This is a genomic window from Natrinema zhouii, assembly GCF_013456555.2.
Classification (GTDB): domain Archaea; phylum Halobacteriota; class Halobacteria; order Halobacteriales; family Natrialbaceae; genus Natrinema; species Natrinema zhouii.
The window spans coordinates 101,690-117,233 of record NZ_CP059154.1 but is presented as its reverse complement, the minus strand read 5'-3'; the positions used below and the strand labels follow the sequence as shown (position 1 = coordinate 117,233).

Here is a 15,544-nt window from a genome sequence, read left to right as displayed (position 1 = left end):
CCCGATACCCGAATCGCGAGTCAGCCCCACTGGAGCGGATTTTCCAGAACCAACACCTTCGACGGCGCTTCAGTGGGTGATTGTCAACCGTTTCGCGCGTCGACCCCTGCTGATGGCCAGTACACTAATACGTCATCACTCTCATCTCACGTGACTGAAAAAATTCCAAAAATTAAAGACTCGTGATAATATACTAGCAGAGAAGGAGTCCATGACCGATAGTACAACAGACACGCAGTCGGCTGACAACGGGTTCGACGTCGGCTCGAGCGTCGACGATCTCTTCGGGGAGATCGAGTCGGACGCGGAGTCGGACGGCGACCAATGGGCCGAAACCGACGACAGCGAGGAGTCCGACGCCGTCGAAGACCAAACGGCCGCCGACGTCTTCAATCAGCTCCGGACGGACGCCGGCGACGAGAGCGATGCCGACGATATTCTCGCGGACGAGAGTCCGGACGACATCATCGCGAGCGCGGACGAGCCGGACCCCGAACCCGACGCGGCGGTCGATGCGGATCTACTGGCCGACGACGACGAACTCGCGGATCTGCTGCTCACCGGCCGGTCGAAGGAGACCGACGGTGAGTTCCTCTGGATCGATCCCGATGCGGACGACGCAGGGACGGACGATTCTGATGCGGATGATACGAGGATGGACGATTCTGATGCGGATGATACGAAGATGGACGGTTCTGATGCGGATGATACGGAGACGGACGATCCGGTAACGGGTGACGAAGGCCCGCTCGAGGCGAGTGCGGACACGACTACCCGAGAGTCCGACGACGTAACCGACGTTGCGGGTCCCGATGAGCAACCCGACGCGGCCGAGTCCGTCACGGACGACACTGACGTCGACAGTGAGGAATCCTTCGCGAACGACACCGGGGCAGCAGCCGAATCCGCCACGACGTCGACGACCGAGCGCAGCTCCGACGACGGGCTCGAGACGATTTCGGACTCGAGCGTCGATACCGAGACGGACGAAATCGACGAGGCGGACTCGAGCGTTGATGCCGACGCGAACCAGAGCGACGACGTGGATCCCGATCTCGAGGGGGACGACACCGCGTCCGAACCCGCCGCCGACGGAGACGACAGCGAGGCCAATTCGGATCGCACGGAAGCGAACGACGGCCCCGCCGGTCTCCTGGCCAAAGTCCGCAATATCCTCAGCGGGCTCTTCTAACTGACCTCGAAATCGGTCACGGAAGCACTCGTTCGACCGAGACGCGTTCGTTCCTGTGCGCTCGCCCCTTTTGGGCGCTTGACCGTTCTGTGATCGACTATTCTATCAGTGACCGTTTCTGTGCGCTCAACTGTGGTGCGCTCGAGACGCTACGGATCGGGGTGCCACACGATATCGGCCCGCCGAACCGTGTACGGGCGCCCGCCACAGTTGGGACAGCACGTCCCACCGCCGGGTTCGTCGGCCCGCTCCGGAATCGTGTGCTCGTCCCCACAGTTGTCGCACTCGATCCAGACTGGCATACGAGATGCTGACGAGCGACGCGCCCAAGACCGTACTGCGGGAGAGCGACGGGTCGACGACTCCGGACGGGTAATTGCAATCCGACTCGCCACTCGAGCAACGGATTCGCTCGAGTCGTCGAAACGAGAGAAAGAAAAGACAGAGAGCCCGCAGCGTCGGTCACGGACCGCCTCGAGAGCGAGGCGGCGTTAGTCGAGGAAGCCTTCGATGTGGTCGGCGACTTCCTCGGGGGTGTCGCCGACGGGGACGCCGGCGTCGTTGAGCGCGTTGATCTTGCTCTCCGCGGTCCCGGTCCCGGAGCCGGAGACGATCGCACCGGCGTGGCCCATCCGCTTTCCTGGCGGGGCCGTCCGACCGGCGATGAAGCCCGCGACCGGTGTGTCGACGTAGTCGTCGATGAACGCGGCGGCCTCTTCCTCGTCCTCGCCACCGATCTCACCGCACATGACGATGGCGTCGGTGTCGGGATCGTCCTCGAACAGCTCGAGGGCGTCGACGAAGTCGGTGCCGATGATCGGGTCGCCGCCGATACCGATGGCGGTGGTCTGCCCGATACCGCGGTTGGTCAGGCTGTCGACGACCTGGTAGGTCAGCGTCCCAGAGCGGGAGACCAGACCGACGTTCCCCTCGGAGAAGATGTTCCCGGGGAGAATGCCGAGCTTGGCCTCGCCGGGCGTGATGAGGCCGGGACAGTTCGGGCCGATGAGTCGCGTGTCCGTCTCGGAGAGGCGCTTGTTGACTCGCGCCATGTCCTGGGTCGGAATGCCCTCCGTGATCGCGACCGCAAGGTCGAGATCGGAGTCGAGCGATTCGAAGACCGCGTCGCCGGCGAACGCCGGCGGGACGAAGATCACGGACGTGTCCGCGTTCTCCTCGTCGACCGCTTCGTGGACCGTATCGTAGACCGGCACGCCGCTGACTTCCTGCCCGCCCTTGCCGGGGACTGCACCGGCGACGACGTTGGTGCCGTACTCCATCATCTGTTCGGCGTGGAACTTGCCTTCCCCGCCGGTGATGCCCTGTACCACGACGCGCGTGTCGTCGTCGACTAGTACGCTCATTGGTCGTTCACCTCCCCAGCGTACTCGACAGCACGCTGAACCGCGTCCTCGAGGGTCTGTTCGACCGTCACGAGGTCCTCGTTCAGAATCTCCATGCCTTCCTCCCAGTTCGTCCCGGCCAGTCGAACGACGACCGGCTTGGGGATCTCGTCGAACTGCTCGAGCGCCTCGTTGATCCCGCGGGCGACCTCGTCGCCACGGGTGATCCCGCCGAAGATGTTGAAGACGACCGAATCGACGTTGTCGTCCGAGAACACCATATCGAGTGCGTTCGCGATGCGGGCGGCCTTCGCGCCACCGCCGACGTCCAGGAAGTTGGCGGGCTCGCCGCCGTAGTGGTCGACCAGATCCAGCGTCGTCATCACGAGGCCGGCACCGTTGCCGATGATGCCGACGTTGCCGTCCAGTCGAACGTAGTCGAAGCCGTACTCGTCGGCTTTCTGCTCGAGTTCGTCGCCGCCGCCGGCCGCTTCCTCCTCCATCTCGGCGAGTTCGGGCTGGCGGAACAGCGCGTCCTCGTCGATGTTCATCACGGCGTCGGCCGCGATGACCTCGTTGTCGCTGGTGACCATCAGCGGGTTGATCTCGGCGTCAGCGCCGTCCTTGTCGTCCCAGAGCTGATAGAGCGTGGTGAGGACGCTCGAGACGTCGCGCGCGATAGACTGGTCGACGCCGGCGTCGTAGACGGCCTTCCGGGCCTGGTAGGGATGCATCCCGAAGGCGGGATCGATGTGTTCCCGAGCGATCGCGTCGGGATCCTCCTCGGCGACCTCCTCGATGTTGACGCCGCCCTTGGTCGAGACCATCGCGACGGGTTTGCCCTCGCCGCGGTCCATCGTGATCCCCACATAGAGTTCGTTCGTAAAGTCGACCGCTTCCTCGACGAGGACGCGATCCACGTGATACCCCTTCAGATCCATTCCGAGGATGGACTCGGCCGCCTCGCGGGCCTCGTCCGCGTCGTCGACGAGTTTGATCCCGCCGGCTTTCCCCCGGCCGCCGACCTGTACCTGTGCCTTGACCGCGACTGGATAGCCGATCTCCTCGGCCGCGGTGACGACACCGTCGACGTCGGACGCGAGCTTCGAGTCCGGCGTCGGTACCCCGGCATCGGCGAAGACCTGCTTCGCCTGGTACTCGTGTAATTTCATACCATTCGAACGGCCGTTCCGACCTTGCTTAAATCCTGCCAGTTTCCACTCGCTACCCGTATCCATCGACATGTATCAACGACACTCCCGCTGGTACTCCCGTAGCGTGTTCTCGTTCTCCTTTCTTTGTGTGGATTTTCAATCGAAGGTGGGTGAGATGCAACCACACGTTCGAACTCGACCCCGCAGAGACGGCACGAGTGGTCGATTTTCAATATCGTCACTGGATAGCCGCTCGGTCTCGGTTCGGACGTCTCCGGGGCTCAAGCGGATCGACTGTGTTTCCGTCCCCGTGTCATAAATTCACACCCGGCCCGCCAGCACTGGGAGCCGGACGGTTCGTGGTCGAGTCGATCGGTGAACTCCAGCATAGCATTCAATGCTCGCCTCTCCGAACGACCCCTAGAGGCCACCCCTGTGACCAACTCTACCGCAACGCATCGATCGTCGGGGTGGCTGTCGTCGATAACGGCCGTGCTGCGGTTTCTGGTCCACAGCAATCTCTTTATCTCGCTGGCGACGGTTAGCGTGGCCGTCACGACGATACTCCTCGCGGACCTCCCGCTCGATCCCCTGCCGCTGTTCATCGTCTTCGCGGCGACGATGTTCGTCTACACCGTCAATCGGTTCACGGATCTCGAGGAAGACGAGCAAAACGTCCCGCGGCGCGCGGCGTTTACGAAGCGGTACGGCCGCCTCTGGCTGACGGCCGGGATCGTTCTCTACGTCACCGCGATCGGGATCGCCGTCGCGCTCGGTCTCTCGGGGGCCGCGTATCTGTTCCTCCCGCTCGCGGTCGCGCTGATCTACTCCCTCGGCGGCGTCAAACGGACCTTTCTCGTGAAGAACCTCGTCGTCGGCCTCGCGTGGGGCGCGATCCCGCTGGGCGTCGGCTACTACTACGACCGGCTCGCGTCGCTCGAGATCCTGTTCCTGTTCGCCTACGTGACGGTCATGATCACGATCGCCGCGGTGATCTTCGACGTGAAGGACATCGAGGGCGACCGCGAAGCGGGCATTCCGACGGTTCCGAACCTATTCGGCCCGCGAGCGACGCGCGTGGGGTCGCTGGTCGCAACCATTGCCGTCGCCGCCGCGGTCGTCGCCCTCGTAGCGACGGGCGTGATACCGCGCGAGTTCCTCGTCGTGCTCGCGATGAACGCCTACGTCTGTGCGTACGTTCCCTTCGCGACGCCCGAGCGCGGCCCGCTGTACTACGGCTTCGTCGTCGACGGCGAACACGTGTTCCTCGCCGCCCTCGTCTGCGCGCTCGAGTGGCTGGTCTGGTGACTCACACCACGTTCTCAGTCGTCGTCTGCGACGCCGGTCGCCCGCAGGTACTCCTCGAGCAGCGTCGGAAACTGCCCCCCGCGGACGTACCGGAGGCCGAACTCGTCGGCCCAGGAGATGATGCCCCGATCCTCGGTGACGACGCCGGCGTCCAACTCTCGAGCGAGAACCAGCAGGTCGAAGTCCTCGCGGGAGTCGAGCACGCCCTGCCGGAGCGCCCGACGGTACTTGTCACGCATGTCCGAGAGAATGCGATCGGCGTCGGTCATGTACTCCTCGCGCCCGTCATCGGCGTTCGAGCCGCCGGCAAGCGCCTCGGGATCGAGCTGTTCGACCTCGCGGATCGCCTTCTCCGAGACGCGGAGACCGCGGTCCACGCGGTCGTTCATCTCGTCGATGAAGTTGTAGACGATGTTCGCCGGAATCGTGACGCCGTACCGGTCGGGACTCTTGCGAACGACCCACGTGTCGAGCCGCGAGAACACGGCGTCGTCGACGTCCCGCTCGCGCAGCATCGTCGCGAGTTCGTCGTGAATCGACGGCGGCACGTAACAGGAGATGTTGAGTTCGAGCCGCGCGGTCGCGACGAGATCGAGCAAGCGAATCACGGCGTCCTCGAGCGATTCGTCGTCCCGACGGATCTCCTCGGTGATGAACAGCGACGTGTCGAGGACGAACTGTTGGCGCGGCAGTTCCCCGGGCATAGTCGTCAGTTGAACGGGAATCCACATAGACCTCATCCCGCGATCGATTCGGCGCGGCGGATGGCCGAACCGATCGACGATCGGTGATCGACCGGGTGTTTTTCATCGGGAACGTGGTCGGACGACGTATGGACCGCGACGAGTACCTCGAGCGACTCGGGGCGACCACGGAGGAGGCCGCCGACCTCTTCGAGCACTTCGAGCAGCGGTCGGCGGCCGGCCGGACGCACCACGTGCTCACCGCGACTCGCCACGGCGTGGAGCGTGGAACCGTCATCGTCGAGGAGAGTGATGTCGTCGTTCGCGGCTATCCGAGCGTTCCGCGGATTCTCGTTCTCGAGCCCGGTATTCCCTCGTTTTTCGAGGAGAGCGAGACGGTCGCGATCGAGGAGAAACTCGACGGGTTCAACGTCCGCATCGCAGCTGTCGGAGCGGGCTCCGAGGAGCCCCTCGCGTTCACCAGAAGCGGCTACGTCTGCCCGTACACGACGGCGCGAGCGCGAGAGCGCCTCCCGCTCGAAGAGTTCTTTTCGAGCCATCCGGCGAAAGTCCTCTGTACCGAACTGATCGGGCCGGAGACGCCGTATACGACCCACGACTACGAGGGCATCGACACCAACGAGTTCCGCGTGTTCGACATCCGCGACCGCGAGTCCGGTGCGCCCCTCGCCGTCGCCGATCGACGGTCCTGTTGTGAGGAGTACGGATTCGGACAACCGCAGCAGTTCGGACGGATGGAGCCATCGATCGCGAGTACGACGGTCGAAGCGGCGATCGACGAACTGGATACGGTGGGACGGGAGGGCGTCGTCCTGAAATCGGCTGACGGGCAGTCGATGGTCAAGTACACGACCGAATCACAGCACCACGAGGAGCTCGCGTACGCCTTCTCGCTTCCCTTCGATCACGGCCGGGACTTCGTCTTTTCCCGAGTCGTTCGGGACGCATTTCAGGCGGCCGAGTTCGACGAAACCGATGCTCGGCTCAGAGCGCGGGCGCACGCGCTCGGCGAGTCGATCCTCGAGCCGATGGTCTCGACCATTCGGGACGTGGCGGACGGCGAAACCGTCGGGGAACGACACACGGTCAGGGGCGATCCCGAGACGATCGACGCACTTCTCGAACACCTGCGCGAGCAATCACTGACCCTCGAGTTCGAGTCCGATCGCCGAACGGACGGCGAGCGCGTCGTTGAGTTCGTGAAGGTGGCCGAGTCGAGTCGCGATCGGATCCGGTACTATCTGGACGGTGGGACGCGAGACGAATGACGGGAGAGGCGGGACGAATCACGAGTGCTGTCCGATGGGAGCGAATCGAACGAGCCGCTCAGTCCAGTAGAGAATCGGGCTCGATGTCGGCTCCGGAAACGGGATCCGTCGGGCTCGAGGCGGAGGGCGAATCGATCCCGCGGAATTCGAATCTGGCACCGCCGCGCTCGCTCTCGCCGGCGGTGACAGTCCAGCCGTGAGCCGTCGCAATACCCTCGGCGATAGTTAGACCGAACCCCGTGCCGTCCGGGTCGGTCGTGTAGCCGTCTTCGAAGACCCGATCGCTGTCGGCCGGGAGACCGCGCCCGTCGTCGGCGACGTAGAACCCCGTCGACCGATCACCCGCGCTCGCTTCGATACGTCCGACTTCGACCTCGATCGCCGACCGGGCCGATTCATCACCCGCTTCAGTTCCGTCCGGAGTACCGTGTTCGATCGAATTGCGAAACAGGTTCTCGAGCAGGCGCGTGACCCGATCGGCATCCGCGAGCACCGTCGCGTCCGACACGATTGCGAGGGTCGCCTCACCGGTGTCGACGTTCTCCCACGCGGCTTCGGCGACGGCGGCCAGCGAGGTCGGCGCCGGATCGGTGACGTCGCCGCCGTCGCGGGCCAGCGCGAGTACGTCCTCGATAATCGACGCCATCCGATCGTGAGACCGCTCGACCTCGTCGAGAGACGGTTCGGGATCGTCCGCCTCGCGGGCCAGCTCGACGTAGCCGTCCGCGACGTTCAGCGGGTTCCGCAGATCGTGGGAGACTACGTCAGCGAACCGCTCGAGGCATTCGTTCTGCCGCTGCAGCTGCGTTTCTCGGCGTTTGCGCTCGGTGATATCGCGGACGATAAACAGCCAGCCAACGTGGCGATCGCGGTCGTCCTCGATCGGCGTCGTTCGGACGTGGTAGTGGCCACCCAACAGTGTTCGTTCCCGTTCAGCCCCAACCTGACGCGCCGTGAGATCATGATACTCGTCGCGTAACTCGGGAAGGCCGTCGAACAGCGAGTCGACGTCCGTTCCGATTGGCGAGCCCTCGATATCCTCAATTAGGGCTCGCCCGGCAGGGTTGGCATCAATAAGCCGATCCCGAGTGTCGACGACGAAGACGCCGTCAGAGACGGTATCGAGGACGCGGTCACGTGCGATCGGGAGGATATCGATCAACTGGTACCGGAGTATCGCGACAGTGAACAGAATACCAGCGAGAAGGAACCCGATTGGAGTCGGATCGAAGTCGAATAGACCGATGACGTCCGCGACACTCGTGATCAACGGAATCAGCGTCGCCCCGAGCACGGCCGCCGCCTGTCCGCGGTACAGCGATCGGGAGCGAAGCAAAATCATGACGGAGATCACGACCCCGACGTACAGCAGTCGGACCATCTGCTGGGAGACGGCGAAATCGTCGACGGCACTCGCAACAACTAGCGGTCCCGAGTAGAGTGCGGTCGCACACAGACATATCGCCAACGGGATGGCCCCCGGTTTCTCCCGGTGGCGCCAGACGACGATACTGAGCGCGAGACTGACCACCGTCGCCAGCAGATAGAGAGATAGTATGACGCCGTGGTCGATTGCCATCACACTGATTCTCGTCGCAACCGTGTAAAGTACTGTGGCCACCGCTCTCGGGCGCGATCCGGTATCGATCGCGCGTTCTCGAGCGCGAACGAATCATTTAGGCACCGGCCGCCGATACGAGGGAGTATGCCCGTTCCGAAATCCGAGTTCGAGGAGCTGCCGCCGTGTGACTTCTACACGCCCGCAGAACTACTCGAGGACGACCAGATGTACACCGTCTATGAGATCGCGCGCCTCCTGCAGGGACTCGAGCCCGAGGCCGAAATCGAGCCCGAGACCGAGGACGTCCTGCTCGACTGGGCGATTCCCTGGGTCATGACCAATGCGGATGACCTCGTGGTCGCCGAGCCGCGGTCCGACGACGAACCCGGCTACTACGGCCTGAAGGAATGATGCTCCTCGTGGTCGGTACCGATCGCGTCGACGCCGGCAAGACCACGTTCTCGGCCGGCCTGCTCGATCGGACCGGCGCGGTCGGTTACAAGCCCCGCGCCGGCAACGATTTCTGGTTCGACCACGACGACTGCCGGCGAGCACTCGCCGACGGGCGACTCTACGGCAAGGACGCGGCGCGGCTCTCGGCAGCAGACGGTCGCGGGCGGCCGCCCGAACGGCTCAATCCGGTTCACCGGCTCTGGCGACCTGCACCCGGCGGCGGAAGCGGCCTGCTCGGCCGGACCGATCGAGAGTTCGTCGTCGACCGAATCGGTCGCAGCGCCGACGATCCGCTATTCGTCCGCAACACGACCGCCGAGCTACCGGACGCGGTCGCCGACGCGCTCCCGCTCGCGGACGCGATTCCCGTGGAGACCGTCGACGAACTCAACGCCCTCGCCGAACGGGAGTACGTTCCCGCGTTCGAACGACTGGCCGACGAAATCGAGACGACGGAGATCGCCGTCGTCGAATCCTACAGCGACATCGCGCGCCCACTCACATCGCTGGACCCGGCGTCGATCGACGCCGTCGCGGCCGTCGAACCCGGTCGCGTCCGGATATATGCCGGCGATCGCTACTGCCGGGCCTGCGAGATCACCAGTTCGAGCCCCAGCGACGGAACGCTCGAGAAACGCGTTCCCGACGTGCTCGAGTATCTCGATCCGCTCGAGCGCGTCCGGCTGCCACCGCTCGACAGCGACGCACGGGACGATCCCGCACGGATCGCCCGCGCGTACGAGCACGCCTACGACGAGTTACTCGACGCCGTCGGACGGGTATCGGTCTAACGCTCTCCGACGCGTCTACCGACGCTCAAACGAGAGTTTAGCCCTCAAACGCCAGACCGGACGAGCCGAACCTACGCCTGTCGCGCCATCTGCGCCGACAGTTCGACGTGCTCGTAGGGATCGGTCGTCACGCTCGGTCCGTGACCGGTGTGCATCGCCTCGAGCCCCGGGTCGATCCGCTCGAGCACGCGATCGATGCTCTCGATCAGGGTCGCCCGATCGCCCTCCTCGAGGTCCGTCCGGCCGAAGCTTCCGTTCTGGAAGACGAGGTCACCCGCGAACAGCACGCTCGCGTCGCTCGAGTGAAAACAGAGGTGGTCGTCCTTGTGTCCCGGCGTGTGGAGCGCGACGTAGTCGTCGTCGCCCAACTGGACCGTCTCCTCGTCCGTGATCGCGTGGTCGACACCGTCGATCGAGGGGTCGTACCCCCACGCGTCGACGTCGAATGCGTCTTTGGCCGCCTCGAGGTTTCCGACGTGATCGCGGTGCGTATGCGTCAGGATGACGGCGTCGATGTCGTCGACTCGATCGCGGACGGCGTCGACGACGTCGAAGTTCGCACCGGTATCGACGAGTACGGGCCGGTCGCCGGAGACGAGAAAGACGTTGCTCGTAAACGCCTGGACGCCTGCCGCCAGATTCGTGATCATGGCCGGCGCTACACGGTCGAGTGATTTGGGGCTATCGACACGAGTCGGGGCGAGCGGTGAGCACATATCGGTACGTGGCATTTCGAGGGTTTTGGACGGATTGCCCGCGGGGACACTTCCACCGATCAATCATTCAGTGACGCGATTCGCTCGTTCAGCGACGCGATTCACGTCCATCCGAGTATTCACAAGGATTTTTAGCTCCGGCACGTAGTGAGTAGACGAATGAACCGGCCGGGCTCCGTCGGATTCGTCGTTCTCCTCATCCTCGCTCTCGTGGCCGGGGTAAGCGGACCGATCACGATGGCCGACACTGGATCCGCCGCGCCGTCGGCCACGGAGCCGACATCGATGGAAACCCGACCCGCGGAGATGGCCGCCCCGTCGGACGGGAGCCTGCTCGTTGCTCAGGAAGCGCAGAATTTCGACAATACGACGTTCGAAATCACCGTTCACGAGAACGCCAGTGCGACGTGGACGTTCAGGTACAAACGGTCGTTTGCGAACGAGGACAACGCGACCGCCGCCAGGGAGAACTTCGAGCGCTTCGCCGAGGAGTTGGAAGCCAACGAGACGGACCTGTACGACAGGTTCACCAATCAGTCACGAACGCTGACCGAAATCGGCACACAGAAGACCGGCCGGGAGATGGAAGCGACGAACTTCCGACGCTCCGCGCAAGTCGAAGAGCGCTTCACCGCGACGGGCGCTAGCAACCAATCCACCGCGACGGGCATCGTCGAAATGTCGTTTACCTGGAAGGGGTTCGCCGCCGTCGAACCGGACCGGATCGTCGTCGGTGACGTCTTCGAAAACATCCCGCTCGCATCCAATCAGGCGATCGTGATCGAGGCGGGCGGCGACCTCACGTTCCGATCTATCGAGCCCGACGACGGACAGTACGCTGGGACCTCGATCGAGGAGGCGGACTCCGTGCAGTGGAACGGCCAGCGAGAGTTCATCGACGGCCGCCCTAGGGCGGTGTTCGACCGCCCCGGCGCGCTCGGAGGTGGCGAGGCCGGACTGCTCGCGACGATGAGTGGTATCGGACTGGGCTGGTATCTCGTCGGTGCACTCCTCCTGATAGGCATCGCCATCGCAGCCGTGGTCTGGTACCGGCGACACGGGCCCGGTGCTGATGGGACCGCCGACGCGGCTAGCGATTCCGTCGACGAATCGGCGACGCCGTCGGCAGCCGCCGATGCAAACGCCGGGTCCCCCGCCGAGTCCGAGCTACTCACCGACGAGGAACTCATGACGGACGAGGACCGCGTCGTCACGCTCATCCGCGAGAACGGCGGCCGGATGAAGCAGGTCAAGATCGTCGAGGAAACCGGCTGGTCGAAATCCAAGGTCAGCATGCTGCTCTCCGATATGGAAGACGACGGCACCATCAGCAAGCTCCGCGTCGGCCGCGAAAACATCATCAGCCTCGAGGGCTTCGAACCCGAAGCGACCAAGTCACCGTTCGAGGAGTGACGGGCACCGACAACCCACTGATCAATGACCCGTTCTGGCGTGTCAGGGATCGACAGCCCTGCAACGAAACGGAATCCTTAAACATCGTACCGAGCAACGATTGAATAGAGACGACGCCCGCTCCGATGTCCTGTCGAGCAGCAAGACAGGGCCTGGAACGAGACGGCGCGTTGCGCTCCGATGGTGTAGTCCGGCCAATCATATTGCCCTCTCACGGCAATGACCTGGGTTCGAATCCCAGTCGGAGCACTCCTTCCTCTCGCTTTCTGGTGGTTTTCTGGTTCTCTGGAGTCGAACACATGTCCACCGTTAGAACCAACGCGATTCACCGTATTGCCCAAAAGCCACGTCGTCGTGCGATCACAGGGAGTTGTTGTACCAATGTCAGTTGAGGCATCAAGCTCGTTCCCGGGTTCACCGAAGAGCAGTTGTCGAAGCGGGAACTGGACGACTATCGATCCCACTGCGAAGACCTTCTGAAGTGGCCCCTGAACCTCGGGACGGATCCAATGAAAGCCGACGGGTACGCGCACGGTACCGTGAAAACACGGTCTTTCGGCTCTGTTGAAATCCACTTCTTTAGAGATCTGATCTAGTTAAGCTACGTATTATTACACGTCGTCTATAATGTCTAGATATATAAATTAATTGATAAATAAACCACATTGACAATCGCACTCGACTCACCAACGGGCCTTGTGGGCTCCCGGCTTTCTCGATCGGGAATCAAAGCGGTTTCTCACTGTCGACTTCGAGAGACGTGCATGTCTTAGCGTGCTTCCGTGCGGAGAGACAACATTATCCCTCTGCCAAGCCTGAACTGTATAGGAATTGGGGCAGCAATTCCATCCTGCATCATGAACCCTCCATCTTCCCCTGATATAACGGATACATTCGAAGACGATCTCGTCAACCTTCTTGCAACCGCATTTGGCCAAGGTGCCGTCATTGAAGGTACCTGGGACATCACACTCCCTATCGCTGATGCCCCACGTTGGTCAGTTACGATCGAACAGCACGAAAGCGATGACGAATCACCTTATGAACCGGAGTTCCTCGAGGAGTAACCAGTAGAAGAACCGCACAGTTTCTTTTCTAGTGGAATCATCCCACAACAAAGGTTATGTGGGTGTCCAGCATACACCGCGGTGTACTCTGCTGAAGTCGCGACGCGAGACATGGTCGGTTAACAGCATGTAGGTGAAGTACGCAGACATCATGAAGCCGCATACACAAACCTCACAGGACACAGAGACCGGTACACCGAACATTTCCAAAACAGAGCTGTTCGCCGCCTTTGCAGCAGAACGGCGGCAGTATGCGCTTACTTATCTCGCTCAGAAACCAGCGGCAATCCATCTCGGGGACCTTGCCGAATACATCTCGCTCAAGGAAAACAACCCATCATACGATTGGTATCAGCGTATTCTCGTTGACCTTCACCACCGACACCTGCCATACCTGTGTGATGTCGGTCTCGTCCACTACGAGGAGGAAACTGAACTCCTGGAACTAGCAGTCGATCGGGAGATAGTTTCCCCGTTCCTGGAACTCACTGAACACGCCGAATAATTAATCACTGCGCTGGTGACTGCAGTCAAGAACATCCCGGCCCTCATGATTTTCGATGAACTCGAGCGAATACGAGGACATCGTCGACGGTCTCGAAGCCAGCCTCCTCGAGCGCCTCAGCTATCGCTGGGCCGATGCCGTCGATATCGGTGAGGTTCTCGATCATAGTCGGTCGTCCTCGAAGTCGAGATCGGGGACGTCGAGATCGTCGTCACGGATATGTGACTTGATGCCGAACTCTCCGTGGTCGGTGACGTGTTCCCAGCCGATCGCGGCGCTGGTGATCGACTTCCCTGCGGAGTTGCGCTCCGGGGGCTTTTCAATCTCCTTGAGCTGCCGGCCGCAAGTCGAGCAGAAGCGATAACCGTGCTCGAGAGTCTCGAAGAAGCCATCTGCGAGCTTCTCGCGGCGGTGTTCGTTGTGGCATTCCGGCGAACAGAACGAGCCCTCAACCGCGAGGAGGATGAACTGATCGCTGCACTGTCCGCACTCGACGCTCTGGGGTGGTTGTGTGGACAGACACGGCTATGGGGATCCCGGGCCGCTACCAACGACTCCAGGAGAAACGGGTTATTATCAGGTATAGTGATTGTTGCGCTTAAAAAGTGAGGAAGCAGCAGTCTCTTCTACCTCTTAGTATTTGCCTGAACCTCTAAAGCCGGCAAAAAAGTAGAACTCTGTTCAAAACAGGAAACGTCTCAAGAATAAGAACTCATCTTTGAAGCTTTGGAAGGTTAAATCCAGATACGATCTCTGAGATGAAGTTGGTTCCTTTCCAAATAGGGATCATCATCATTAGAATCATAGCCTCGAGCATGAACACAACGAATGATAGAATGAAAAAATTCCCAATATGAGAGTGCCTTTGCGAATTGCCCGGTAACAATTTTCCCAATTAGCTCGTGTAGATGCGATTTTGTTCCGGTTAGATTCAGCTAAGTCTGAATATTCCTCTATGATTGAATGTTTTATGTTTTCCATCTCAACACCTTCTTTATAATACGCTTCCATTTTTGGAGCAGCTGATGACGGTTCCAAAACAGTTGGTTGAAGAACTTTGTAGGAATATCTTGGAACCTGGATAAAGAGATAGAAGATACATTTAATGAAATAACCGAGAAAAATTGTGGTCAAAATGACCACTACCAGTTCCCTCTGGTTTTCGCCAAAATAGGGCAGCATAGCTACTATATCACTTGAAATATTAGTAATGTCGACAGAATTGATTGTTGAATACACCGAATTGAGATTTCCCGTTGAAGCGATTACTGAAAAAGATGTTAAAATGAGTCCAATTGTAGCCAGTATTATCCTTAGTATGAATAATGATTGATTCTCTAATCTGGAGTTTTCCGATATCTGATGGTCAATTCTTCTACATAATTCTTCATAAAATACGTCCCACCTTTCCTCTGATTGGTCTATGGAGATATTCCTATCCGCGCTACTATCCATTTTATAGTAAATTATCTCTCAATGACTATTATCTTGCGGTAAGCGAGTATATGCTTATGAAAAGACAGGGAACAAGATCCTGTATAAAGAGTGGGATATCAACTACTGTTCGTATAGTAGATGGTTTGACGGAGGTCCTGTGAGTTGGGGTGACTGTCGATCGCGTCGAGCTCCTTGAGGTCCCGGAGTGCATTGTAGACCGTCCGCTGGGCCAAGAGTGTTTCTCTGCGGAGCTCCTGCTGGGTGAGCTTCCCTTCGTACTCGAGGATCCTGTAGACGAGCTTTGCCGTCGGCGGCATCGCCTCAAGTTCCTTCGGGACGTGTTCAGGCATCGTCCTCTGTGGCCTCCTCGATCACGTCGACGCGATCGAATGGGATCAGCAAGCGTAGCGCGTGTTCGAACGATCGGGGCGGCTGCTCGCTGGGGTCCTCGGCGACGGTGTGAGCTGTGATGAACATGGTAGGAGAATCCGCTGGCTGTCAGCCGACCCCCGATATCATTGTTGCCTCGGTCGGGGATCGAAGTAGAGACAACCGTTACAGTCACAGTAGGTGATAATAGTTCTATAAACTAACAGACCACACCGATATTCGGCGTTTTTTAGATAACTATC

18 protein-coding genes and 1 tRNA gene are annotated in these 15,544 nt (G+C 60.7%); 9 read left to right on the top strand and 10 right to left on the bottom strand.

What is annotated here, in order from left to right; genetic code table 11:
- Nucleotides 1–211: 211 nt before the first annotated feature.
- On the top strand, nt 212–1,192 hold the full coding sequence (locus HYG81_RS19310) for a hypothetical protein (protein ID WP_180841345.1): 981 nt from the start codon (nt 212–214) through the stop codon (nt 1,190–1,192).
- A 149-nt stretch (nt 1,193–1,341) separates the two neighbouring features.
- Here the strand turns inward: HYG81_RS19310 and HYG81_RS19305 are convergent, their stop codons facing one another.
- From HYG81_RS19305 to sucC, 3 genes are all read right to left on the bottom strand, one after another.
- Nucleotides 1,342–1,494: a hypothetical protein gene (locus tag HYG81_RS19305; protein WP_180841344.1), complete on the bottom strand. Its 153-nt coding sequence runs from the start codon at nt 1,492–1,494 to the stop codon at nt 1,342–1,344.
- 189 nt (nt 1,495–1,683) lie between these two features.
- On the bottom strand, nt 1,684–2,556 hold the full coding sequence (gene sucD / locus HYG81_RS19300; RefSeq protein WP_180841343.1) for a succinate--CoA ligase subunit alpha: 873 nt from the start codon (nt 2,554–2,556) through the stop codon (nt 1,684–1,686).
- A complete protein-coding gene (gene sucC / locus HYG81_RS19295) occupies nt 2,553–3,707 on the bottom strand; it encodes an ADP-forming succinate--CoA ligase subunit beta (RefSeq protein ID WP_180841342.1) in 1,155 nt (384 codons plus the stop codon). Before sucC ends, sucD begins: the two co-directional genes overlap by 4 nt.
- A 417-nt stretch (nt 3,708–4,124) precedes the next feature.
- Here sucC and HYG81_RS19290 point away from each other — a divergent pair, with 417 nt between their 5' ends.
- Nucleotides 4,125–4,997, top strand: a complete 873-nt coding sequence (locus HYG81_RS19290; RefSeq protein ID WP_226375991.1) for a UbiA family prenyltransferase — start codon at nt 4,125–4,127, stop codon at nt 4,995–4,997.
- Between the two features lie 14 nt (nt 4,998–5,011).
- Here HYG81_RS19290 and HYG81_RS19285 read toward each other — a convergent pair whose 3' ends face one another.
- The gene (locus tag HYG81_RS19285) at nt 5,012–5,701 is read right to left on the bottom strand and encodes an RNA ligase partner protein (protein WP_180841341.1); all 690 of its coding nucleotides are present in this window, start codon (nt 5,699–5,701) and stop codon (nt 5,012–5,014) included.
- Nucleotides 5,702–5,829: 128 nt separating this feature from the next.
- Here HYG81_RS19285 and HYG81_RS19280 point away from each other — a divergent pair, with 128 nt between their 5' ends.
- Nucleotides 5,830–6,969, top strand: coding sequence for an RNA ligase (locus HYG81_RS19280; protein ID WP_180841340.1), 1,140 nt, complete (start codon nt 5,830–5,832; stop codon nt 6,967–6,969).
- 58 nt (nt 6,970–7,027) lie between these two features.
- On the opposite strand, the gene HYG81_RS19275 is transcribed toward HYG81_RS19280, so the two are convergent.
- Nucleotides 7,028–8,548, bottom strand: a complete 1,521-nt coding sequence (locus HYG81_RS19275) for a sensor histidine kinase (RefSeq protein ID WP_180841339.1) — start codon at nt 8,546–8,548, stop codon at nt 7,028–7,030.
- A 126-nt stretch (nt 8,549–8,674) separates the two neighbouring features.
- On the opposite strand from HYG81_RS19275, the gene HYG81_RS19270 reads away from it, so the two are divergent.
- Nucleotides 8,675–8,941, top strand: coding sequence for a DUF5827 family protein (locus tag HYG81_RS19270; protein ID WP_180841338.1), 267 nt, complete (start codon nt 8,675–8,677; stop codon nt 8,939–8,941).
- Nucleotides 8,938–9,774, top strand: a complete 837-nt coding sequence (locus tag HYG81_RS19265) for an ATPase (protein ID WP_180841337.1) — start codon at nt 8,938–8,940, stop codon at nt 9,772–9,774. The genes HYG81_RS19270 and HYG81_RS19265 overlap by 4 nt, the downstream gene beginning before the upstream one ends.
- A 71-nt stretch (nt 9,775–9,845) precedes the next feature.
- Here HYG81_RS19265 and HYG81_RS19260 read toward each other — a convergent pair whose 3' ends face one another.
- Complete coding sequence (locus HYG81_RS19260) at nt 9,846–10,424, bottom strand: MBL fold metallo-hydrolase (protein WP_180841336.1); 579 nt, start codon at nt 10,422–10,424, stop codon at nt 9,846–9,848.
- Nucleotides 10,425–10,649: 225 nt separating this feature from the next.
- Here HYG81_RS19260 and HYG81_RS19255 point away from each other — a divergent pair, with 225 nt between their 5' ends.
- The 3 genes from HYG81_RS19255 to HYG81_RS19245 all read left to right on the top strand — a co-directional run bounded on the left by HYG81_RS19255 (nt 10,650) and on the right by HYG81_RS19245 (nt 13,475).
- Nucleotides 10,650–11,903 carry a helix-turn-helix transcriptional regulator gene (locus HYG81_RS19255; protein ID WP_180841335.1) on the top strand — a complete coding sequence of 418 codons (1,254 nt, stop codon included), beginning with the start codon at nt 10,650–10,652 and terminating at the stop codon, nt 11,901–11,903.
- A 174-nt stretch (nt 11,904–12,077) separates the two neighbouring features.
- Nucleotides 12,078–12,152, top strand: a tRNA-Glu gene (locus tag HYG81_RS19250).
- Between the two features lie 951 nt (nt 12,153–13,103).
- On the top strand, nt 13,104–13,475 hold the full coding sequence (locus HYG81_RS19245) for a DUF7344 domain-containing protein (protein ID WP_340674429.1): 372 nt from the start codon (nt 13,104–13,106) through the stop codon (nt 13,473–13,475).
- A gap of 43 nt (nt 13,476–13,518) precedes the next feature.
- Here HYG81_RS19245 and HYG81_RS19240 read toward each other — a convergent pair whose 3' ends face one another.
- Complete coding sequence (locus tag HYG81_RS19240) at nt 13,519–13,641, bottom strand: helix-hairpin-helix domain-containing protein (RefSeq protein WP_180841334.1); 123 nt, start codon at nt 13,639–13,641, stop codon at nt 13,519–13,521.
- A gap of 77 nt (nt 13,642–13,718) precedes the next feature.
- Between HYG81_RS19240 and HYG81_RS19235 the strand changes: the two genes are divergently transcribed.
- Nucleotides 13,719–14,084 carry a hypothetical protein gene (locus HYG81_RS19235; protein ID WP_180841333.1) on the top strand — a complete coding sequence of 122 codons (366 nt, stop codon included), beginning with the start codon at nt 13,719–13,721 and terminating at the stop codon, nt 14,082–14,084.
- Nucleotides 14,085–14,276: 192 nt separating this feature from the next.
- Here the strand turns inward: HYG81_RS19235 and HYG81_RS19230 are convergent, their stop codons facing one another.
- The 3 genes from HYG81_RS19230 to HYG81_RS45335 all read right to left on the bottom strand — a co-directional run bounded on the left by HYG81_RS19230 (nt 14,277) and on the right by HYG81_RS45335 (nt 15,389).
- Nucleotides 14,277–14,930 carry a hypothetical protein gene (locus HYG81_RS19230; RefSeq protein ID WP_180841332.1) on the bottom strand — a complete coding sequence of 218 codons (654 nt, stop codon included), beginning with the start codon at nt 14,928–14,930 and terminating at the stop codon, nt 14,277–14,279.
- A 98-nt stretch (nt 14,931–15,028) separates the two neighbouring features.
- Nucleotides 15,029–15,262, bottom strand: coding sequence for a MarR family transcriptional regulator (locus HYG81_RS19225; RefSeq protein WP_180841331.1), 234 nt, complete (start codon nt 15,260–15,262; stop codon nt 15,029–15,031).
- Entirely contained in the window at nt 15,255–15,389 is a 135-nt protein-coding gene (locus HYG81_RS45335) for a hypothetical protein (protein ID WP_255647638.1), read from the bottom strand. The genes HYG81_RS19225 and HYG81_RS45335 overlap by 8 nt, the downstream gene beginning before the upstream one ends.
- Nucleotides 15,390–15,544: the final 155 nt, after the last annotated feature.